Raw genomic sequence first — 23698 nt, forward strand, 5'->3', positions numbered from 1 at the left:
TTGTTTTAGTTCCTTTTTTTAAACTTCCAAATGATAGTGTACAACAATAATGCCGCAGCTGCAAAGCTTGCTATTTGGGAAAGTATGTCTCCATATTTTGTATAAAAGGTTTCTGTAGTGTATGCGGCTACTGTTTGTTTTAATGTGCCTTCAGTATCCCAGTTTAGCTGTTGAATTATATTTCCGAAGGGGTCAATAAAGCAACTAATGCCGGTATTAGCGCTACGTGCAATCCATTTTCTACTCTCAATAGCACGAAGTCGGGCATAATTCATGTGTTGTTTGTATCCCGGTGTATCCCCCCACCAACCGTCATTTGTAATCACACAAATTAGATTGGCATTTTTGCGGTTGAATTCGGCTAGATAATCTCCATAAATGCTCTCATAACAAATAGCTGGAGTAATTTGAAATAAATGATGAAGGGTACTAAAAACATGAGTAGCGCTATCGCGCGCATACCCGCCTGCAGTTCCGCCGAATTTCTCAAATAGCGGTGCCATGAAGCTTAAAAACGAGGGGAGTACTTCCACACCCGGCACCAGCTTTGACTTGTGGTATATCTGAATGTTCTGGCTGTTCAATAATACAGCGCTGTTGTACATTTCATAATATATTTGATTGTCGAATGTAGCGCGTGTGTACCTACTTACTTTTGTATTGAAAGTTTGTACTCCTTCTAATCCGGTTAAGAGGTTGATGCTTGGATATTTTTTGAGAAATTCCCAGAGCGGCTCCAAGAAAGCACTTTCACGTATCTGACGTTCATCGGTTTGAAAAGGGATAGCTGTTTCGGGCCATACGATGAGTGCGGTGTTGTTGTCTATGGCTTTTTCAGAAAGGGTAATCAGTTTTTTTAGTTGATCATGCTGGGTACTGATGTCAAACTTCTGATAAGGGTCAATATTGGGTTGTACTACTACGACGTTGTACTTGTTGTGTTGTAAGGTCAACTTGTTTTTTATGAAGAAGGAAAATAGAATTGGGATAAATAAAAGGGCAATCCAAATGATTGCATATTTAAAGTATTTAGTGGTTCTCCCTTCGGATTGGTATAATTTAATGATATGATATACCAATACATTACTTATCAATACCCACAAGCTCCCACCTGATGTGCCAGTATATTCATACCATTGTATCCATTGCGGATGGGTTGCAAAGGCGTTACCCAATGTGAGCCAGGGCCAGCTTAAATCCCAGTTATGATGAATGTATTCGAAGGCAAGCCAGTAGGGAATGATGGATAGAGTGCCTAAGGCTCCATTGATCCATTTTTTGGTGAGGTAATAAAGGAGCCAAGGTATGCACATGATCAAGCTGTTGGCAAAAAAGGCGCTCAGTGCTCCTTCCAAACTGGCATTGGACACCCACCATGTGGTCAGCACATTCCATAAAATCATGTGCAGATAAGTAAGGCCGAAGTATTTTTTAATACTTGAGCAGGAATCGGTTATTGTTAATAAGGGTACCCAAGCAATAAACAACAAAAAGGTGAAGGGTGAAATCGGCCATGCAGCCCAAAGCAACAAGGCCCCCAAAACAGAAAGCAATAAATTTTTTTGCGTTACTTGCATGCCGTAAAACTAAGGTAAAAAGCCCGAACCTTATTGGAAGAAGTCCTTGTTTTGTTGAATGTATAATGGGCTACGCTTCTACTAAGCTGTAGTAAGTACCGGCTTTCTTCTTTCGCCTATTTGCTGACGCCACATAGCATAATAGAGCCCTTTTTTCTCCAGAAGTTCAGTGTGATTACCGGTCTCTGCTATTTCTCCACGTTCCAGTACATAAATGCGGTCGGCATGCATAATGGTGGAAAGCCGATGTGCAATCAATACTGTTATCTGATTGCCTTTTGAGGATACTTCGCGGATGGTTTGTGTAATTTCTTCTTCAGTGATGGAGTCCAGTGCCGATGTAGCTTCATCGAATATGAGCATATGCGGATCGCGTAGCAGCGCTCGGGCAATGGCAATGCGTTGTTTTTCGCCTCCACTGAGCTTCAATCCCCCTTCGCCTATAACTGTTTCAATACCGTTTTCTGCTCTTTGTAAAATAGATGTCGCACTGGCTTTTTGTAAAGCATCGAATAACTGCTTGTCTGTAGCGGTGGGATTTACAAAAAGCAGATTTTCTTTAATGGTTCCGGCAAACAGTTGTGTGTCTTGCGTCACGAAGCCTATTTGACTACGCAATTCATCAAAGTTCATCTCGTTGCCGTCAATATTGTTGTAAAATATTTTCCCTTCTTTAGGGCGATAAAGTCCTACGAGGAGCTTTACAAGCGTACTTTTACCACTACCGCTTGGACCCACGAAGGCGACGGTTTCGCCTTTTTTCACTTCAAAGGAAATATTATTAAGAGCCTTAAATTGTGCCGTCTGATGTTGGAAAGAAACTTCGCTAAACTCCAGTTTGTGTATTTTGCCGATATGTTTAGGGGTAAGTGGTTTGGGTTCGGCTTCTTTCTGCATGAGAGTATGAAAGTTTTGCAGGGAGGCTTCGGCTTCCCTATAGGAAAGAATGATATTGCCAATTTCCTGCATTGGTCCAAAAAGGAAGAACCCGTAGAATGTAAGTGATAAGTATTGTCCGGGGCTAATAGAGCCTTTAAATATCAGCCACAGCAAGGTAAATGTAATGACCTGTTGCAGAAAATTAACCATAGTGCCCTGGATAAAACTAAGCGCACGTACACTTTTTACTTTTCGAAGTTCTAATCCCAGTATTTTGAAGGTGTTATTATTTAGTCTTGAAATTTCCTGATCGGTCAGCCCTAAGCTTTTGACGATTTCGATATTACGCAGACTTTCTGTGGTGGCACCCGCCAGCGCAGTGGTTTGTTGCGTAATATTTCTTTGAATGAATTTGATTTTTTTGCTAAGCAAACTGGTTACAACAGCTATCAGTAAAATGCCCACCGCATACACGGGCATGATGCTCCAGTGCAACTGAAACGCATAGATGGAAACGAATACAACACTTACAATAATGATGAAAAATACGTTGATGAAATTACTAATGAACTTTTCTGTATCCAGTCGCACTTTAGTAAGAATGGATAATGTTTCACCACTGCGCTGGTCTTCAAAGTCTTGGTAAGGCAAACGCATGGAATGTTTTAAACCATCCGTAAAAATAGTAGCACCGAACTTTTGTATGATGACGTTTACGGAATAATCCTGAAATGCTTTTGCGATACGACTTACCATGGCGGTACCAATGAGCAATAAAAGATAAAACAATACGCCATGGTAGCCATTGCCACCAAAAATATATTGCGTTTCGGTACGAGGGATGGTTTGCCCTTTGTCGAAATAATGTGGATGTGTGGCAAACAAATCTAGTAGCTTACCACCAATCATAGGAGAAAATAGGGAGAAGACCTGATTAATGGCTGCCAGAAACAAAGCTAATACCACCAGCCATCGATAAGGTTTGAGATAGTGTAGAAGAATGCGCATATTGTTTTTCTTAGCTTGGGTAAATGCCGCAGGAAAACGACATTGTGTTTTTAAGAACAAAGAAATGCATGAATTGTTGCAGCACAACATTGTCAAATACAATAAATCCTTAAAATTCAGCAAGCCATTATGCAATTCAAGGTTATCCTGCCCAATTTTCTCTGTCCAAACTTCTGAACTGAATCGCTTCGGCTAAATGTTCCGGTTTTATTTTTTCGCTACCTTCTAGATCGGCTATGGTGCGCGATACTTTCAAGATGCGGTCATAGGCACGGGCCGAAAGGTTGAGTTTTTCCATTGCAGACTTCAATAACATTTGTCCTACGTTATCGATTGCGCATATTTCTCGAAGCATTTTGCTGGTCATCTGTGCATTAGCATATATGCCAGGAAAAGCTTTATACCTTTCGGATTGCACGGCTCTAGCATTTATTACGCGTTCCCGAATCATTGCTGAGCTTTCATCCTTACGAAAAGTAGAAAGTTCGCTAAACGGAACAGGTGTTACTTCTACGTGCAAATCGATACGGTCCAACAGAGGACCTGATATTTTATTGAGGTATTTCTGCACTGCTCCCGGGGGGCAGGTGCATTTTCTTTCGGGATGGTTGTAAAAGCCGCAAGGGCAGGGGTTCATGGACGCAATAAGCATAAAGTTGGCAGGAAAGTCCACCGCTACTTTTGCTCTAGATATGGTTACTTTCCGTTCTTCCATGGGCTGGCGCATCACTTCCAGTACGGTGCGTTTAAACTCAGGTAGCTCATCCAGAAACAATACCCCGTTATGGGCTAAGGAAATTTCGCCCGGTTGCGGCAAAGTTCCGCCCCCCACCAAAGCCACATCCGATATCGTATGATGGGGGTTTCTGAATGGACGTCGGGAAATCAATGTAGCGTTTTCGGGTAATTTACCTGCTACTGAATGAATTTTAGTGGTTTCCAACGCTTCGTGAAGGGTCAAAGGAGGGAGGATGGTAGGCAAACGTTTGGCGAGCATGGTTTTCCCCGCTCCCGGAGGTCCGATAAGGATCGCATTATGACCTCCTGCAGCTGCTATTTCCAGTGCACGTTTAATATTTTCCTGACCTTTTACATCTGCAAAATCAATATCAAACTCGTATTGCGAAGTGAAAAACTCATCGCGTGTATTGATGGTGATAGGTTCAAGTCCTTTTTCTCCGTTTTCGAAGAAATTAATAACTTCTTTGATATGCTGTACTCCATATACCTGCAAATTATTGACCATTCCTGCCTCACGGGCATTCACTTTGGGTACAATCAATCCCTTAAACGCCTGTTTGCGAGCCTGTATCGCTATAGGCAATGCGCCTTTGATGGGGCGAATGGCGCCGTCCAGGCTCAGTTCACCCATAATGACGTATTGGCTTAGGCTCTCGGTGTTGGAAATTTGTTCTGAGGCTGCCAAGATACCAAGGGCAATAGGTAGGTCAAATGCCGTACCGCTTTTTTTAATATCAGCAGGCGCTAGGTTTACCACTACCTTGGTGCGAGGCATTGCATAGCCATTAGTCTTGATGGTGCTTTCCACACGTTGCAGGCTTTCCTTCACTGCATTGTCCGGTAGGCCGACAATGGATGGATCCTTGCCACTATTCATCCAGTTTACCTCTACAGTGATAGGAATAGCATCCACGCCATACACAGCGCTTCCATTAATCTTCACTAACATAGTTGAAGATAAAAGTAAAAATTATTTTGAATATCTGGCAAGAAGCACCGGTGTGTGAATGACTATAGTAGGTATTATTTTTTCCCGATTACATCAAGATGCACTTTTACATCATCACCCATAGTCATGCTATTACCCCCAATGCCATAGTCTTTGCGGTTTACTATAAAATCACCTATAAACTGATAGCCCGCCTCCACAGGAGTTGCAGTGAAGTCAAATTGAATGTTTTTGGATACTCCGTGCATGGTAAGTACAGCTTTGGCTGTATATTGGTGGCTCCCTTTGGCCAATAGCTCCGTAGTTTTAAGCGCGATTAAGGGAAATTTTTCAGCATCAAAGAAATCAGGTTGTTTCAGGTGATTGTCTCTTCGGGTATTATTGGTATTGATAGTATTTACATCTACAGTAACATCAAAAAAACTTGACTTTAATTTTTTGGGGTCGAATTTCATAGTGCCTTTTAATCCTTTCAAAGATCCTGTTACATCAGCACCCATATTTTTGATAGTAAATGAGATTTTACTGTCGGCATCGGACGGTGTTAAGTTTTGAGCCGTAGCAGCATACGATAATAGCGTTAAAAGTGCAATGGTTACGAAATTTCTCAGCATAACAAATGTCTTTAGTAAGGTCAGTTTGGTCATTTTACGTCTCTTAATATTGACTTGTATTGAGCATTACCAGCGTGCAGGCCTCCACGGGTTGGATACCTGTCCGTTTGGCTTTGAGTAGTAAGTTATAGTTTTCTGCTCCAGGATTAAAGATAATACGTTTGGGTTTTAGAGAGATAATATAATCTTCGAATTCTTTCTGATTCTGTTCGTTCATATAAATCGTAACTGTGTCAACATTTTGAATATCCGCTTTTTTTTCTAGAATTTCTACATCGGTTACTTTACCTTTTCTACGTCCGATAGCTACTACTTCATGTCCATGTGCTCTTAATCTTTTAATGGCCATATTGCTGTAACGCGAAGGATTTTCAGATGCTCCCAGCACTAAGGTTTTTTTATTCATGAGTGGGATTTTTGATGATTGAAAGATTGGAGATTATGTATTCATACGAATGAGCTATCCTCTAATTTTCTTTAAATTTAACAATATTCGTTGTCTTTTGGTTGAATTAACTAAAAATAAAAGCCACAATAGAATATTGTGGCTTTTGAATTTATTATAATGAATTAAGATTCACTTAAACGAGCATTCTCAAAGGCTCTTCCAGTAGACTCTTCAGTGTTTGCAGGAATGCAGCTCCGTTGGCCCCATCTACTACACGGTGGTCACAGCTCAGTGTTACCTTCATTACATTGCCCGGAACAATGGTTCCGTTTTTCACTACCGGTACTTGAGAAATGCCTCCTACAGCCAGAATACAAGCATCCGGAGGATTGATTATGGCGGTAAACTCATCTACACCAAACATTCCTAAGTTAGAAATGGTAAAGGTGTTGCCCTCCCAGTCGGATGGTTGGAGCTTTTTATCCTTGGCCTTTTTCGCATATTCTTTTACTTCGGCGGCAATTTGGGAGAGGGATTTGGTATCGGCATTGCGTACCACTGGTACCAATAAACCTTCATCAACAGCCACAGCTACACCTATATTTACATGCTTATTTACTCTGATGGTATCACCTAACCAGCTACTATTTATTACCGGGTGTTGCTTCAGGGCTATAGCGCATGCTTTGATTACCAAATCATTGAAGGATATTTTAACCGGACTGGTTTCATTGAGTTTGGCGCGGCTTGCTACTGCCGCATCCATGTCAATACTCATGGTTATATAGAAGTGCGGTGCACTGAATTTGCTTTCAGACAAGCGTTTTGCGATTACTTTGCGCATTTGCGATACCGGCTTGTCTTCGAAAGCTACCTGCGCTGCAGGTGTGCCTGCTGATTGTGTAGCCGGAGCTGCAGCTGCTGTAGCTACATAATTATCAATATCAGCTTTAACGATTCTTCCGTTATCTCCAGAACCTTGAACTTTACTTAGGTCTATACCTCTTTCTGCGGCCAGCTTTCTCGCCAAAGGAGAGGCTTTAATGCGGCCATCAGTTGATGCTTCAGCAGGTGCTGATGAAGCTGCCGGAGTGCTGGTTTCCTGCGGTTGAGCTTTAGCCTCTTCTTTAGGAGCAGCAGTGGCTCCACCTCCTTTTACGGCTGCAACTATTTCATCTACATTTACCTTACCTTCTTCCCCTATTATACAAAGCAAATCGTTTACCTGAATTTTTTCGCCGGCTTTAGCTCCCTGATATAACAGTTTACCACTTTTGTAGCTTTCCAGCTCCATAGTAGCCTTGTCTGTTTCAATTTCAGCGAGCAAATCACCTTTTTTCACATCGTCGCCTACATTTTTCGCCCAGCTGGCAATGACGCCTTCAGTCATCGTGTCGCTCAGACGAGGCATCAGCACCACTTCTTCCATCTTTGAAACATCAATGGAAGTAGCTTTGGGTGCAGCTTGAGCTTGTTCTTTAGGAGCGGCCGGAGCCTCTTCTTTTTTATCTTCTTTCGGTGCAGGTTTATCACCGCTTTTGCCATTAATTAGCGCCGAAATATCTTCTCCAGGTTCTCCCACAATTACCAATAAGTCATCTACCTGTAATTTCCCGCCTTTTTCAGCTCCCAGATAGAGGATGGTTCCGTCCTTATAACTTTCGAGCTCCATGGTGGCTTTATCCGTTTCTATTTCAGCCAACAAGTCGCCTTTTTTAACACTATCTCCCACTTTCTTATGCCATGCAGCAATAACCCCCTCAGTCATTGTGTCACTCAAACGGGGCATTAATATTTTTTCAGCCATGTATCTTGAATATTTCGCCCGAAATTAGTGAATTATGAGTAAAGTTGAAAAGTTAAAAAAACGGAATGTGCTAAAAAGCACTAGAATGCAGTTCTAGACGCTGTTCTAGCGTGATCTAGGAACTGTTTATTCGTGAATGACTAATGAATGTTTAGGGGAAAATTTATCTATCCAGCTCCAGTTTTAATTTCTCTTTAAGCTGCTGCACCAGAGGGTATTTGGCAACTAGTTTTTGATATTGTTCTGTAGCGGATAAAACTCGGGGCAAATCTTCCACCTTGGGCTGACGTGTAGGGTCAATAGCATTAAAAATCTGTAGTTGCGAGTTTTGTAATGCTTTTTTAAGAAATTCCGCAGCTTCGCTCTTGGTTACTTCTACAAAACGATTTTCCAGTGGATTGGAAGTATAAACGTAGAAGGAGTTAGCATCGGCAATTTTGATTTCAGCTAATTCAAAACTTTGTGCAGCCGGATTGCGCTTTTCTTTTAATTGTTGAATGAATTTTTTCCAAGCTTCCTGCAAGGCAGCTTCTTCCAGTGGTTTATCTTCTCGGGTATCCTGTGTTTGATAAAACTGTTTTCTGAGTTTTTCAATACTACTGAATTTAAGACCAGCTTTCGGTGCGTTTGTTTGTTGAGTCGCAGTATGGGCCGCCATAATTTCGGAAGAAGGCTTATCTGCGGCCACCGATGTTGCAGTTTTAGGAGCAGTTTTTGCCTTAGGTTCTTCTGCAATGGTGAGTCGGGCTCCGGCAGTCTCGGATGGAGTAACACCAGTAGGATTAGGAGTCTTTTTAGATTGCACCGGCTTTATAGCCATCGGCTGTATCTGTCTGTAGGGGATGGCACCGGTATGCTCAGCTATTTTTTTTTTACTCACTCCGCTGTCGTCCAGCGAAAATTGCAATGCCTGCTGCAGATAACATAATTTAATAAAGGTGAGTTCTACATGCAGTTTTTTGTTTTTCGAAGCCCGATAATTGATTTCAGCCTCTGTGAGGATATTGAGCGCACTAATAAGCAGTGAAGCCGGAATTTGCTTAGCAGTAGTAATATATCGTTCTTTAAAGCTTTCTACTGTATCCAATAAAGACACTACTTTTTCATCCTTGCTAACAAGCAGGTTGCGGATAAAGGCAGCCATACCATTTAGGATCAAGTCGCCTTCAAAACCTTTGCGATTAATGTCATCCAATAAAAGCATGGTGCTGCTGAGGTCTTGCTGCAGCATATAGTCCATAAGTTTGAAGTAGTAGTCTTCATCTAAGATATTCAGATGCTCCAAGGTGCTGGCATAGGTGAGTTCGCCATGACTAAAACTCACAATTTTGTCCATAATACTCAGCGCATCCCGCATACAACCCTCGCTTTTCTGGGCTATTAACTGTAACGACGCTGTATCAGCCTTTACACCTTCTTTTTCACAAATACTTTGAAGATGTTCTACCGTGTCATTAGTAGTAATTCGCTTGAAGTCGAATATCTGACAGCGGCTTAATATGGTAGGAAGAATTTTATGTTTTTCAGTGGTGGCCAATATAAATATGGCGTAGGAGGGGGGCTCCTCTAAAGTTTTCAGAAAAGCATTGAAGGCCGAGGAACTTAACATGTGCACCTCGTCTATGATATATACTTTATACTTTCCTGCTTGAGGTGCAAAGCGCACTTGCTCTACCAGTGTGCGGATATCATCTACCGAGTTGTTACTGGCGGCATCCAGCTCATGGATATTTAAGGAAGATCCCTGGTTGAACGAGACGCAGGAGCTGCACTCATTACAAGCTTCTCCGTCTGGAGTAGGAGACTCACAATTAATGGTTTTGGCCAATATACGTGCACAGGTGGTCTTACCCACACCTCGAGGCCCGCAAAACAGAAAAGCATGCGCTAACTGATTTTGCTTTATAGCATTCTTGAGGGTGGTAGTAATGTGCTGCTGTCCTACTACCGAATCGAAATTCTGAGGTCTGTATTTCCTTGCTGAAACTATAAATTTCTCCATGAACGAAACTTCGCGACAAATGTAACATAAATGAACAATGAATTGTTCTACTTTAGCAATATGTGGAAAATTGATGATTAAAAATTTGCCTGATAAGAATCATTTCCACAGAGGGAGTACGGGACAGATTGCTGAATGTATATTTTGAATCTGGATAATAAAAATTACATTTTCTCCAAATGTGAGACAACGATTGCGCAATGCTTTAGTATACTTCACCTACAATTATTATATAATGGGTTTTATGAAATCTAATTGTTATGTACGCTGCCTACTGGCTTTGTTAATGCTATGCCTGGGAAATGTACTTAGTGCCCAGCAGCCTAAATCTCCGCCCAATATTTTATTTATAATGGCTGATGATTTGTCTGCTATCGATATAGAACCCTACGGGAGTCGACAGGTACGTACGCCCAACCTTATGAGACTGGCTCAAGAAGGGATGTGCTTGGATAATATGTACAATATAGTTCCTATGTGTTCTCCTACACGTCAGACGTTACTTACGGGACTGGGGCCAGTGCGCAATGGAGCTTATCCTAATCACAGTCAGATATACGATGGCATCAAAACATTACCGGTCTATATGAAGGAGTTGGGATATCGAGTAGCCCTCATAGGAAAAAAGCATTTTAATCCGCTGAGTGCTTATCCTTTCGACTTTTTAGGTGGTCGTGATCATGATAACGGTAAGGGTATTGACGTAGACTTGAGCAAGGCAGAAGCATATATTCAACAATCAGGAGAGCAGCCGTTTTTTTTAATGTTTACCAGCAATCAGCCGCATGGGCCTTGGACTAGAGGTGATGTGTCTCTGTACGATGAATCGAAGATAGAAGTGCCACCCCATATGGTAGATACCGAAGCCACACGAAAACAGATGGTAAGTTATTTTGCAGAAATCACTTATTTGGATAGTCTGGTAGGGTATTGCTTGGATATGATTGAACGTAACGGCAAAAAGGATAATACCATTGTGATTTTTACATCCGAGCAGGGTAATTCTTTTCCTTTTGCTAAATGGACTTTATACGATCAAGGGCTAAGGTCGGCCTTTATTGTAAGATGGCCTGGTGTGGTACCGGCGGGATCTCGCAACGACGCTTTGATGCAGTATACCGATGTACTTCCTACGCTCATCGATATGGCTGGTGGGAATCCGGCTACTGTGCATACCGGATCTACTGATGCTTTGGGTAATACAGGGTTCGACGGTCAAAGTTTTAAAGAAGTGCTTACCGGCAGTCGCAAGACTTTTAGAGATTATGTATATGGTGTACAAACTACAAGAGGTATCATTGATGGAAGTGATGCATATGCTTGCCGTTCTATCAGAAGCAATCAGTATTTGTACATATGGAATTTACATCATCAAGGTCGTTTTTTAAATGTTGTGACAAAGTCGGCATTATTTAAAAGCTGGGTTAAAAAGGATTCCGTGAGAGCTATGCAGTATGTTGAAAGACCTGAGGAAGAGTTATATGATTTAGAAAAAGATCCCTGGCAATTGCATAATCTGGCTAAAAGTGCAAAGTATAAAACAGTGAAAAAAGAATTGAGAGCAAATCTAGAAGCATTTATGCAGCAGCAAGGGGACAAAGGTGGGGAAACCGAGATGCAAGCTTTAACTAGACAACCGCACTAAGAATCTGCAAGTTTTTTTCAAATAAATACACAAAATGAAGAGATATTATATATTACTTGCTTTGTTTATCGGAGCCGTCTATTATGCGCAGGCTAAAGAACCTCCTCGTAAAGATAAACGTCCCAATATCATATTGATTATGGCAGATGATATGGGATATTCCGACCTAGGTTGTTATGGAGGAGAGATTCAAACACCTAATGTGGATAACATTGCTCGAAGTGGCATCCGCTTCACACAATTTTATAATATATCGCGTTGTTGTCCCACCCGAGCCTCTTTGCTTACTGGCTTGTATAACCATGATGCGGGTATCGGTCAGATGACCGGAAAGCGCGATGATAAGGCTTATAAAGGACATATTGGTAAAGATGCTGTTACGATTGCGGAAGTACTTAAGACAGCAGGTTATAGAACGGCCATGAGCGGCAAATGGCATGTTTCGAATACGATTACGCGACCTACCCCCGAAGAGCAGCTGAAATGGTTGAGCCATCAGGTGCAGTATCCGCTGTTCTCACCTATTGATCAATATCCCACCAGTAGAGGTTTTGAGAAGTTTTACGGAACCATCTGGGGCGTCATTGATTTCTTTGATCCTTTTAGTCTGGTAGAAGGTACAACACCTATTACTTCTGTGCCGGAAGGCTATTATCATACCGATGCGATAAATGATAAGGCCGTGGAGTATATTAAAGAGTTTGCTCAGGGAGAGCAACCGTTCTTTTTATATGTAGCTCATAATGCACCTCATTGGCCCTTACACGCTTTACCGGAGGATATCGAAAAATATAAGGATACGTATACCAAAGGGTGGGATGCTATTAGAGAACAGCGTTATCAACGTATGATAAAGATGGGAATTATTGATCCCCAAGTTACTAAATTGTCACCCCGTCATCCCGGAGAAATGCGGTGGGAAGATAATCCGCATAAAGAATGGGATGCTCGCGCAATGGCTGTACATGCGGCAATGATTGACCGCATGGATCAGGGGATAGGACGTATCATTCAGGCATTGAAAGAAACCGGACATTATGAAAACACTATTCTTATTTTTTTAAGTGATAATGGTGCAAGTCCTGAATTGTGTGAGCGTTACGGTCCGGGTTTTGATCGTCCCGGCTCCACAAGAGCGGGTAAGCCTATAGCTTACAATACAGATAAATCGGTATTGCCAGGTCCGCAAACAACTTTCTTTTCCATAGGGCCCGACTGGGCAAATGTAGCTAATACGCCTTATCGTATGTGGAAAGCGCAATCTGCCGAAGGGGGAATTCGTACGCCCATGATTATTTCATGGCCGGCTGTAATTAAAAACAAAGGGGCAATCAATCATCAGCTGGTTGGTCATGTAATGGATTTTATGCCTACTTTGATAGAAGTAGCGGAAGCACAATATCCGGAGGAGTATAACGGTCATAAAATACAACCGCTTGCAGGTAAAAGTTTTGCGGCTGTGTTGAAAGGTGGATCACAATCCGGGCATCAAACGTTATTCAACGAACATGAAGGAGCTCGTTATGTGAGACATAAAGGCTGGAAATTGGTACTGCTCAAGGGACAAAAGGAGTGGAGTTTGTATGATATTATTAATGATCCTGCGGAAATTAATGATTTGGCAGCACAACATCCTGATAAAGTAAAGGAACTCGAAGCCATGTGGAATAAGTGGGCGCGGGAACATCATGTGCTTCCTAAACCTAATAATAAATAAGTGTGAAGGCCATGGCTATGGAACCCGTAGCATATATTCTTATGCTATAAAGGTTTTGGGCCATTTTCTCCAGCTTGATGGATACAACCGTAGATCACGGGTTATTGGGAGTATTATGAGTTTCGGATCAGACAGAAGCGTGTAAATGCACAAGTATTTAGGTATGTCCTTAGACATAGAATACTTGTGATATCGTTAATTAGAATAAATTTGCAGGGGCTAATACCTCCTGCAAATTTTTTATGGGATATATCCGGGAATATTATGAAAGAATGGTGCCGCTACAGGAGTCTGAATGGGCGATTATTGCTGCTCATTTTAGGCGAAAACGATTCAAAAAGCATCAAATAATTACCCGGCAAGGTGAGGTAGAACAGTATCTTACATTTATTGAAAAAGGTATTGTGCGTTTTTATATTCCGGATGATGAGAATGAATTGACATTCAATTTCTGCTTTGAGAAGGAATTTGCCTGTGCCTATGACTCTTTTTTAACGCGTACACCCTCTGAGTATGCAATGCAGGCACTGACCGAAACGCTTGCGTGGCAAATATCCTATAGCGATTTACAAAAGATATATGTGCAAACTCGGGTGGGTAATTGCTTGGGGCGCCTGGCAGCTGAAAAGTTATTACTAGTAAAAAGCAAGCGCGAACTATCCTTGCTGAAGCTTAGTGCCAAAGAGCGTTACATGCAATTGTTGAATGAGCAACCAGAAATTTTGCAATCTGTACCGTTGAAATATGTAGCATCTTATATTGGTATTACTCCGCAGGGTTTGAGTCGTATTCGTCGGCAGATTTATTAACATATGTTCATTTTTTATCCCGTTTATTTCGGGCATTTTTGTACTAAAATTATAATATGACTCGGGCTATTTTAGCTTATGGACACAGTATTTTACAACAGCCTTGTGAGGATATTGATCGCCATTATCCCGATTTAGACAAGCTGATACCTGATATGTGGGATACGATGGAACGTGCCAATGGTTGTGGATTGGCTGCTCCTCAGATTGGGCTTCCTATCAGGCTTTTTATTGTGGATAGTAAAACCACCTTTGAATATCTGGACGAGGAAGAAAGAAAGCACTACTATTCAGCGGAGGATGAGGGTATTAGGGAAACCTTTATCAACGCCCGAATCACCGAGCGTTCTACGGAAGAATGGATAGACGAAGAAGGTTGTCTGAGTATTCCCGGTGTGTTACAACCGGTACAACGACCATGGTCTGTGACTGTATCCTATTACAACGCGGAATTTGAATTGCATACAAAAATTTTCAGTGGACTTACCGCGCGTATGATTCAGCATGAGTATGATCATACCGAAGGCGTCTTGTTTTTAGATTATTTGAACCCTTTAAAACGAAAACTGCTGGAGGGGAAACTTAAAAAGGTTCAGAAAGGACAGATATATTCCCGTTATCCTATGCGTTTTCTACGATAGGGTTCTAATCTCTACAAACATTCATCTGCTAGATAAAGAATCGATTCATAATTCTGCTTTACGGCTTCACTCATGGCTATTTCACAGGTCTTGGTAGATGAATAATAGCCCTCATATACTGTTTCACAAACTTCCTTTGCCTCGGCTGCTGTAGCTGATGCAGTGAGTTCAGGGAAAAGAAAGCCTCTATCTCCAGCCATGCCACAACAACCTGCATGCTTCGGCACTGTTACTGCATGAGCAAAAGCCTTAGCTACATTTTCCAGCTTGTGTTCGATGCCCATTTTTTCAAGGGCACACACTGGATGTAGTACTACTTTATTCTTTTTACTGTGAACGGAAACTTTCGGTAATACATAATCATGCAGATAATCCACACTATCGATGATATGTAATTGATCGTAACACTGTTGGTTTTCTTCAGACAGAGCTGGACGTAGATGATGTAAAGTATATGTACAAGAGCTAACATCCATCACTACAGGATATTTTCCTTGTTCTGTATCGCGCCATAGATGTTCCACAATTTTATTGGCGGTATACTTGTAGGCCGGGTAAAATCCTTTAGATGAAAATATCTGCCCGCAACAGGTACCAGATATGTTTTGGAGTACCTTTACATTCATGCCTGCTTTCTTTGAAACACTCATAAAGGTTTCCATGATGTTCTTTTTGCCTTTTTCACCACGTCCCAATACTCTAGAAATACAGGCCGGAAAATAAACTATAGTAGGTGCATCTATATGTGTGATGGCAGGGGTAGATAAAGATTTTAGACTAGGTGGTATACCTAAATGAGTTGACCATTGCGGTATATCGGGTATTAATTTTTTTAGTGCTGCAGTAAGGGGCTTTAATACCTTTTTGCCGGTGAGGGTATCCAAACTTCCGCCTGCATATAATGCAGCGCGTACCGTTTTTTCTACCCAGCCAAAATTTTTGGCTACCCATAATGCACGCTTATTGATAGATGCTGAGTGGTTTTCTCTTCTTAGTCTTTTAATTAAGTCGCCTGTATTAATATCCACGGGACAAGCTCCTGCACATAATCCGTCTACTGCACAGGTGTCCATACCATGGTATTGATATTCTTTTAGGAGCTGATTGTATGCTGTTTTATCACGATGTTGTAATTGAGCCAGGGCTCTTCGTGCTACAATTCTGCGTCGCGGCGTCATAGTGAGATCGCGGCTCGGACAGCGATGTTCGCAGTAGCCACACTCAATACATTTATCCACCTCTTCCTCTACAGAAGGTAAGGGCTTTAGATTTTTAATGTGAGCTTCTTTATCGGCATTGATAATGACGCCTGGGTTTAATAGATTGTACGGGTCGGCAGCTTCTTTAATACGCTTCATGATGGCATAGGCTTCACCTCCCCATTCTGTTTCGACAAAGGGAGCCATGTTTCTACCCGTACCGTGCTCTGCCTTCAATGTGCCATTGTATTTTTTTACTACCAGCTCTACTACATCATTCAGGAAGTTCTGATAGCGTTTTACTTCATCCGTTGTGTCGAAAGCCTGAGTTACGACAAAGTGAATATTGCCATCTTTGGCATGACCAAAAATGATGGCATTATCATAGTTGTATTCTTTGAACAACTTTTGTAGATCCAGAATGGCATCGCCCAATAGATGTAAAGGAAACGCTACATCTTCTAGAATCACTGTCGTTCCACTAGCTCTTACAGCACCTACAGCTGGAAACAAACCTTTACGAATTTTCCAATAGAATGCTCGCTGTGCAGGATCTTCCGTGAATACAGGTTCGTTGAGTAGTGAAAACTCGCCAATACGATTCATGAAGGTGGCTACACGTTCATTCAGCCGACTTTGTTCTTGCTCCTGAAACTCGATGAGCAGCGCTGCAGTAGGTTCAGGCAGTTCTTTAATCAGCGGATCAATACCTTTTACATTTTCGACAGAACGTAACGATGCTCTGTCCATCAGTTCTACCATTTCTGCACCCGTTTCGATAAGCGGTGCAATAGCCTTACATGCTGCATAAATATCGGTGAAGTATAAAAGTGCTGTAGATTTATAGGGTAGGTCGGGGATGGTGTGCATTACAGCTTCAGAGATGAAGGCCAAGGTGCCCTCTGCGCCAATCAACAGATGCGCAAAAATATCCAAGGGATGCTCATAATCCACCAATGCATTTAGAGAATAACCAACCGTGTTTTTTGTCTGGTATTTTGAACGGATTTTATGGAGCAATGTTTCATTGCTCAGCACTATATTTCTTAAACTAGTTAGCTCATCGGCCAATGTTTTGTTATGCGTAAGAAAACGATGATAGTCCTCTGCGTTTTCGGTGGAGTAGACATTACCATCCGGCAAAATAAATCTTATATATTTAGTAGTGTGATAAGAGTTGAATCGTACGCCACAGCACATGCCGCTAGAGTTATTCGACAAGATGCCACCCATCATCGCCACTGAAATACTAGAAGGGTCCGGACCGATTTTGCAAGAATATGGTCTCAGGTAGGCATTAACCATTGCACCGGTTATGCCTGGTTGTACACGTACTTGCGAGGCGTTTTGCTCAATATTGATCTTATTCCAGAAGCGGCTCAAATCTACCAAAATGCCATCGGTAATGCTTTGCCCGGAAAGACTACTGCCGCCGGTGCGGAATACAATAGGTATTTGATGAGTATGGGAGAAAGCGAATAGTTGTTTAATTTCTTCTTCGTTTACCGGCTGCACTACAGCTTTCGGAATAAGCTGATAGAAACCGGCGTCGGAAGCATAAGTAATAACATCAATGAGCTTTGTCTTAATTCTTTCATCGGGAAGTATTGCATTAAGAAGTTGCCGGAGTTCCATCTTCTGTAAATATTAATTGCGGACGTAAAGGTATGTTTTTACATTGAGAAGTGTGTGTGGAATTTCAAGGTATAATCGTCTCTGACAGAAGTGTCTATTAGGGAATATGCCTGTAAAGCAGTACAAGCAAAAAGCCAATGTGCTGAAAAATCTGTACGTTTGAATGTGTTTACGATTGATGATATATTTCAATATGGAATTGTTTCAGATTATAAATAGAGTTATGAAAGTGAAATTATTGATCATTTGTTCGATTGTTTGTATGTTGTTCACACCTGTTCTTCTATTTGCTCAGCAAAATAGGTGGAAGCAGGGAATTTTGGTAGATGAATTCATTTTTGATAAGGCGCCTTTCCCTCAATCTCATGCCGCCACTATAGCTGAAACTGACGAAGGAATTGTAGCTGCTTGGTTTGGTGGAACCAAAGAAGGGCATAGTGATGTGTGCATTTGGCTGAGTCATCTAAAAGATGGAAAGTGGACAGCGCCAGTTATGGTTGCTGATGGGGTTTTAAACGACTCTACACGTTATGCCTGTTACAATCCTGTTTTGTATTATACACCGCAAAAAGAATTATTGTTATTTTATAAAATAGGACCGAATGTCGCAGGTTGGACGGGTTGGCTAAAGCGTTCAAAAGATAACGGACATACTTGGAGTGAGCGCGAGCCACTACCTGATGGCTTTTTAGGTCCCATTAAAAATAAACCCGAATTGGTGAATGGGGTATTAATTTGTCCTTCCAGTACAGAGAAGAATGGATGGAAGGTGCATTTTGAATATACTTCGGATTGGGGAAAAACATGGTCTAAATCGCAACCGATTAATGAGCCGGAAAAATTCATGGCTATTCAACCCTCTATTTTAAAATATTCAAATGGACAACTACAGGCTATTGGACGTACTAGAAATACCGTGATATTTCAAACTTGGAGCAATGATGGTGGAAAAACATGGTCCGAAATGTCTGCCCTAGATTTGCCTAATAATAACTCCGGAACAGATGCGGTGACATTGCATGATGGCCGTCAGTTGCTCGTGTATAATCATGTACTTCCTGATTCCAGTTGGGTAAAAGGTAAAGGGCCACGTACACCACTGAATGTAGCCTTATCCCAGGATGGTAAAAAATGGTATGCAGCATTAGTATTGGAAGATTCTCCCATTAGTCAGTATTCTTATCCATCCGTTATACAAAGTAAAGATGGAATGGTACATATTGTTTATACTTGGCGAAGAGAAAAAATCAAGTACGTAAAGATTGATCCTTCTAAATTGATATTAACTGAAATTAAAAACAAACAGTGGCCTGGTAAGATTACTGCCAAGGGGGTTGTGACAGATGATTGATGCATCTAGCGTGCTCTTTCGAGGTAGCAAAATTTTCCATCATATTGATAGTATCCTACATCGATTTGCTGCTAAAAAGTATAAACTTTAGCCTAAAAAATGCAGACGCTTGCCGGGAAGTTTGTGCCTGTAATGATTACGCCCTTTAACGTTAAGGCCGAGATTGATTATGACGCATTAAATGTTTTGATTGATTTTTATCTCAAAGCGGGGGTAAAAGGCTTTTTTGCGAATTGTCTGAGCAGTGAAATGTTCAGTATCAGCGAAGCCGAGCGACTTGAATTGACCAGACATATTGTGAAATATGTGAATGGTCGAGCGCCTGTAGTGGCTACGGGTTCATTTGGATTCACTATCGAAGAAAAGGCCGCTTTTACCAAGCGTATTTATGATACAGGTGTAGATGCCGTGATATTAATTTCCGGCCATTTTGCAAAAGTTGACGAGGATGATAATGTGTTATTGCGCAATTTTGAAAACATGCTTGCACTCACACAGAATATTCCTTTGGGAATTTATGAATGTCCGGCGCCATACAAGCGTATTCTAAGCACTGCTGTTTTTAAACAATTAGTACAGACAAACAGATTCGTTTATCATAAGGACACTTCCATTAAACGGGAATATGTAGAGGCCAAGCTGAAAGTGCTACAGGAAGTGCCTAACAAATTGGAGTTTTATGATGCGCATACTCCGAATGCTATGTTTAGTATGCAGCATGGGGCGGTGGGTATGTCTTCCATATCAGGCAACTTTTATCCGGAAGTATTGGTATGGATGGTAGAACATGCCAATGATGCCGATATGTTGGAAAAAGTAAAATGGTTGCAAGAAGAGCTTACGGCAGTTGACCCTATGATTCATATTGCTTATCCAATGAGTGCAAAATATTTTTTACAGAAAAGAGGCTTGCCTGTAAAGCATATCAGCCGTGCCTATGCCATGCATCCTACTCCTGAACAAAAAAAAGAGTTAGATTTATTATACGATAAGTTTTTATACTGGTGTGAGCAGTTAGATATTCGGACTGTGAAAGTGACTTAGGTTTGTTTAAAAATATGGAATATGCTTGCCATTGATTTTTTCATTATCAATAAGCAATTTAAAAAATTGCTGACGAGCTTCTTTATTTTTTTGCTGTTAGTATTAAAAGTAGAAGCGCAGTCAAATAGTGATAGCGCTTATGCGATGCCCTTGAAGGAGGTGCTGGCGGAAGTGCAGCAACGGTATAGTATTACGCTTCGTTTTGATAGTTCATTAATTGACGGAAAGATTTTACCCTACGCCCGTTGGCGATATCGTGCGGATGTAGAGGAGACATTGAAAAACATTTTAGCTCCTTTTGATTTAATGGCAAGGCGAGATGGTACGAAGCGTTACAAAATTGGAAATTACGAATACTACCGTTGGCAACCGCAAGATGGGTGGGCTGAGTTAGACCGAATCGCAGCTCACTATAATAATCTAGAGGAATGGCAGCACAGAAAAGAAAAACTAAAGTCTTGCTTATTGCATGCACTGCGTCTTTCCAAACTTCCCACTTACCCTTTAAGCAAACCTATTGAAACGCCTGTGCGTAAGTATAGGGGATATACGGTGAGTAATATAGCTATTGAGATTCTGAAAGGAGTATGGATAAATGGTTCTATTTATCGTCCCGATAAAATCAAGGGGAAAGTTCCGGTGATAATGAATCCTGATGGCCATTGGCAGGATCACCGCTTTCGTGCCGATTGTCAGCTGCGCTGTGCGGCATTTGCAAAAATGGGGGCAATTGCCATTAGCTACGATTTGTTTGGATGGGGGGAGTCGGAGTTGCAATTTAAGTATGAAGATCATCGGAAGGCCCTTGCTCAAACCATTCAGATTTTGGGTGCGATACGTATACTGGATTATTTGTTGAGCCTTAAGGAGGCGGATACGAGCAGAGTAGCTATTACCGGTGGATCTGGTGGTGGTAGTCATACCATACTAATGACTGCCATTGATGATCGTATTAAAGTTTCAGCTCCTGTTGTTTCGGTTTCATCTTATTTCTATGGAGGCTGTCCTTGCGAAAGTGGAATGCCCATTCACTTGTGTGAGGGTGGAACTAACAATGTAGAAATCGCAGCGATGGCAGCTCCCCGCCCTCAATTGCTCATTAGCGATGGGGCAGATTGGACTGATAAGATGCCAGAACATGACTTTCCTTATTTGCAAAAAATATATCAATGGTATGATCGAAAAGATCATGTAGAGAATGTGCATTTCCCTGAAGGGAAACACGACTTTAACATTGAAAAACGTGAGGCTGTATACCGTTTTATGGCAAAACATCTTGGCCTAAATATGAATGCTATACTTGATAGAAATGGTAATATAGATGAGTCGGACATTACTATCGAGAAGAAGACGGATATGTACGTGTTTGGAGAGAAGGGGGAGCGCCTCCCTGCTCATGCCGTGATGGGATTTGATAATCTTCGTAAGGTTTTTGAAGAGGCTATAAAATAACAAGGCTTATTTGTTAACTAAAATATTGTAGGGTGGTTTGTAAAACAATTAAGAAGTTATTGCTGGTTCTTCTGATGATGCTATCTGTTATGCCATATATAAAGGCACAGCAGGATAGATATAAAATTGGGGTTATTGACTTGATGCTATTAAAGCGTCAAAAGCTCAGTGCTATTCCTTTGGCAAAGGAGCTCAATGCTGACGGATTGGAAGTGGACATGGGAGGCTTAGGCAACCGTCCTACATTTGATAATAAACTGCTCATCGATTCGGTAAGAGAACGATTTTTGCAAGCCGCAAAAGATAATAACGTAGAGATCTTTTGCTTGGCTATGACCGGCTATTATGCACAATCTTTCTGCGGGCGTGAAGCTTTTGAAAAATCTATAGAGGATTGTATTCGAACCATGAAATTGATGAATGTGAAGCTGGCTTTTTTGCCGATGGGCGTGCAATGCGATATGAAGAAAAATCCATCGGTAAGAAATGCTGTAGTATCACGCCTACGATGGGTAGGTGCTATGGCTGCAAAAGCAGGTGTGGTAGTAGCTATTGAAACTTCACTATCTGCTAAAGAGGAGAAAAAACTATTGCGCGAAATTCATAATCCTGCCATAAAAATATGCTTTAACTTTTCCAATGCCATTAAAGAGGGAAGGGATTTGGATAAGGAATTAAGGACATTAGGGAAGAAGAATATTGCAATGATTCATGCAACGAACAAGGATAGTGTGTGGTTACAATACGATCCGGAGATTGATCTTTATCGAATAAAGAAAACCCTTGATCGAATGAAATGGAAGGGATGGTTAGTGGTCGAACGCAGTCGTGATGCAACTCAGCCGTCCAATGTTCGTTATAACTACGGTGCTAATGTGGCCTACCTGAAAAAGATTTTTCAGCCGGAATAGCATTCCCCCTTACTTAAGCACATTCATTGGCATTATTTGCTGCCGGATGGGGCAGGATAAGGAATCGGTCCATATACATTAATCTTGTGAAAATATATTAAAGTTAATTTTGCTATATGAGTAATACCCTGCAGTATTATCCCAAGTACCCTTCTGTTCAGGATTTGAAGAAAAAAGCTAAAAAGCGTATGCCCAAGTTTGCTTTCGATTATCTCGAAGGCGGATGTAATGATGAACTGAACGTATGGCGTAACGAAGAGGATTTTAAGCATATTCTTTTAATGCCACGTTATTTAAAGAAGCGGAAGGAAGTAGACATGAGCGTGGATTTATTTGGAACTACCTATAGTGCACCTTTTGGTATTGCGCCGGTAGGCCTGCAGGGATTAATGTGGCCGAATGCTCCGGATATTTTAGCTAAAGCGGCTTTGAAACACAATATTCCTTTTATTCTGAGTACGGTTTCTACCAGCAGTATTGAACAGATTGCGGTTTTGACAGAAAGTAAATTTTGGTTTCAATTGTATCATCCCAAGGAAAACAGTTTGCGCGATGATATTCTAAGACGTCTGCAGGATGTAGAGTGTCAGGTGTTGGTGGTGCTGGTGGATGTGCCTTCCTTCGGGCTTCGATACAGAGAGATAAGGGCAGGTTTGTCTATGCCGCCGAAACACACGTTGCGTAATTTTATCCAAGCTGCTACACGACCCATTTGGGCGCTAGAAACTTTGCGAGCTGGAATGCCTTCTTTTGCTACTTTAAAGCCTTATATGCGCAAGGGAATGGATATAAAGCAGCTGGGGAAGTTTATGAACGATACATTTAGCGGTAAGGTGGATGCAGATAAAGTACGTGCTATTAGAGATCTTTGGCCCGGTAAGTTGGTAGTAAAAGGAGTGGTGAGTGAAGAAGATGCGGAGCTTTGTGCGCAGATTGGTGTGGATGGGATTATTATTTCCAATCACGGAGGGCGACAGATTGATGCTGGCGAATCCACGATTCAATCTTTAAAAAGGCTGGTAACACATTACAAGAGTAAGTATAAGATTATGATCGATAGTGGTCTGCGCTCTGGTCCAGATATTGCAAGGGCGCTGGCCTGTGGCGCTGATTTTGCTTTTATGGGTCGCCCATTTATGTATGGTGTAGGGGCCCTGGGAAATAAAGGGGGCGATCACACGATTGCAATGCTGAAGGCTCAATTAAAACAGGTAATGGAGCAGGTTTGCTGCGAAAGGCCGGAAGAGCTTCCGTCGTGTTTGATTAAATAAGTGATTTGCTCATCGGCATATTTATACCCTTCCGTAATAAATGGTGATAGATGGAAGC

17 protein-coding genes are annotated in these 23698 nt (G+C 41.5%); 9 read left to right on the top strand and 8 right to left on the bottom strand.

The genetic code is table 11. The features are described from left to right. Window positions 1–5 precede the first annotated feature (5 nt). The 7 genes from lnt to V2H41_RS11150 form a co-directional block, all read right to left on the bottom strand. Window positions 6–1577 carry an apolipoprotein N-acyltransferase gene (lnt, locus tag V2H41_RS11120; RefSeq protein WP_330975229.1) on the bottom strand — a complete coding sequence of 524 codons (1572 nt, stop codon included), beginning with the start codon at window positions 1575–1577 and terminating at the stop codon, window positions 6–8. Between the two features lie 81 nt (window positions 1578–1658). Continuing rightward, on the bottom strand, window positions 1659–3464 hold the full coding sequence (locus tag V2H41_RS11125) for an ABC transporter ATP-binding protein (protein ID WP_330975230.1): 1806 nt from the start codon (window positions 3462–3464) through the stop codon (window positions 1659–1661). Window positions 3465–3606: 142 nt separating this feature from the next. After that, window positions 3607–5154: a YifB family Mg chelatase-like AAA ATPase gene (locus V2H41_RS11130; RefSeq protein WP_330975231.1), complete on the bottom strand. Its 1548-nt coding sequence runs from the start codon at window positions 5152–5154 to the stop codon at window positions 3607–3609. Window positions 5155–5228: 74 nt separating this feature from the next. Further along, complete coding sequence (locus V2H41_RS11135; RefSeq protein ID WP_330975232.1) at window positions 5229–5768, bottom strand: YceI family protein; 540 nt, start codon at window positions 5766–5768, stop codon at window positions 5229–5231. Between the two features lie 43 nt (window positions 5769–5811). After that, window positions 5812–6174 carry a CoA-binding protein gene (locus tag V2H41_RS11140; RefSeq protein WP_330975233.1) on the bottom strand — a complete coding sequence of 121 codons (363 nt, stop codon included), beginning with the start codon at window positions 6172–6174 and terminating at the stop codon, window positions 5812–5814. A 175-nt stretch (window positions 6175–6349) separates the two neighbouring features. Beyond that, window positions 6350–7963 carry a pyruvate dehydrogenase complex dihydrolipoamide acetyltransferase gene (locus tag V2H41_RS11145; RefSeq protein ID WP_330975234.1) on the bottom strand — a complete coding sequence of 538 codons (1614 nt, stop codon included), beginning with the start codon at window positions 7961–7963 and terminating at the stop codon, window positions 6350–6352. Window positions 7964–8126: 163 nt separating this feature from the next. Next, the gene (locus V2H41_RS11150; RefSeq protein ID WP_330975235.1) at window positions 8127–9965 is read right to left on the bottom strand and encodes a DNA polymerase III subunit gamma/tau; all 1839 of its coding nucleotides are present in this window, start codon (window positions 9963–9965) and stop codon (window positions 8127–8129) included. 244 nt (window positions 9966–10209) lie between these two features. On the opposite strand from V2H41_RS11150, the gene V2H41_RS11155 reads away from it, so the two are divergent. The 4 genes from V2H41_RS11155 (at window position 10210) to def (ending at window position 14777) form a co-directional block, all read left to right on the top strand. Then, window positions 10210–11610, top strand: coding sequence for a sulfatase family protein (locus V2H41_RS11155; RefSeq protein ID WP_330975236.1), 1401 nt, complete (start codon window positions 10210–10212; stop codon window positions 11608–11610). A gap of 34 nt (window positions 11611–11644) precedes the next feature. Continuing rightward, window positions 11645–13327 (top strand): arylsulfatase, encoded by a 1683-nt coding sequence (locus V2H41_RS11160; RefSeq protein ID WP_330975237.1) that lies wholly within the window; start codon window positions 11645–11647, stop codon window positions 13325–13327. Between the two features lie 242 nt (window positions 13328–13569). Further along, on the top strand, window positions 13570–14136 hold the full coding sequence (locus V2H41_RS11165) for a Crp/Fnr family transcriptional regulator (protein WP_330975238.1): 567 nt from the start codon (window positions 13570–13572) through the stop codon (window positions 14134–14136). Window positions 14137–14192: 56 nt separating this feature from the next. Next, a complete protein-coding gene (gene def, locus V2H41_RS11170; RefSeq protein ID WP_330975239.1) occupies window positions 14193–14777 on the top strand; it encodes a peptide deformylase in 585 nt (194 codons plus the stop codon). An 11-nt stretch (window positions 14778–14788) separates the two neighbouring features. Here def and V2H41_RS11175 read toward each other — a convergent pair whose 3' ends face one another. After that, the gene (locus tag V2H41_RS11175; protein ID WP_330975240.1) at window positions 14789–17611 is read right to left on the bottom strand and encodes an FAD-binding and (Fe-S)-binding domain-containing protein; all 2823 of its coding nucleotides are present in this window, start codon (window positions 17609–17611) and stop codon (window positions 14789–14791) included. 223 nt (window positions 17612–17834) lie between these two features. Between V2H41_RS11175 and V2H41_RS11180 the strand changes: the two genes are divergently transcribed. From V2H41_RS11180 to V2H41_RS11200, 5 genes are all read left to right on the top strand, one after another. Continuing rightward, entirely contained in the window at window positions 17835–18962 is a 1128-nt protein-coding gene (locus tag V2H41_RS11180; RefSeq protein WP_330975241.1) for a sialidase family protein, read from the top strand. Between the two features lie 99 nt (window positions 18963–19061). After that, complete coding sequence (locus V2H41_RS11185) at window positions 19062–20006, top strand: dihydrodipicolinate synthase family protein (RefSeq protein ID WP_330975242.1); 945 nt, start codon at window positions 19062–19064, stop codon at window positions 20004–20006. Between the two features lie 21 nt (window positions 20007–20027). After that, window positions 20028–21458, top strand: coding sequence for an alpha/beta hydrolase family protein (locus V2H41_RS11190; RefSeq protein WP_330975243.1), 1431 nt, complete (start codon window positions 20028–20030; stop codon window positions 21456–21458). Between the two features lie 89 nt (window positions 21459–21547). Beyond that, on the top strand, window positions 21548–22369 hold the full coding sequence (locus V2H41_RS11195) for a sugar phosphate isomerase/epimerase family protein (RefSeq protein WP_330975244.1): 822 nt from the start codon (window positions 21548–21550) through the stop codon (window positions 22367–22369). 116 nt (window positions 22370–22485) lie between these two features. Next, window positions 22486–23640 carry an alpha-hydroxy acid oxidase gene (locus V2H41_RS11200; protein ID WP_330975245.1) on the top strand — a complete coding sequence of 385 codons (1155 nt, stop codon included), beginning with the start codon at window positions 22486–22488 and terminating at the stop codon, window positions 23638–23640. Window positions 23641–23698: the final 58 nt, after the last annotated feature.

The organism is Niabella digestorum (assembly GCF_036409055.1).
GTDB classification, from domain to species: domain Bacteria; phylum Bacteroidota; class Bacteroidia; order Chitinophagales; family Chitinophagaceae; genus Niabella; species Niabella composti.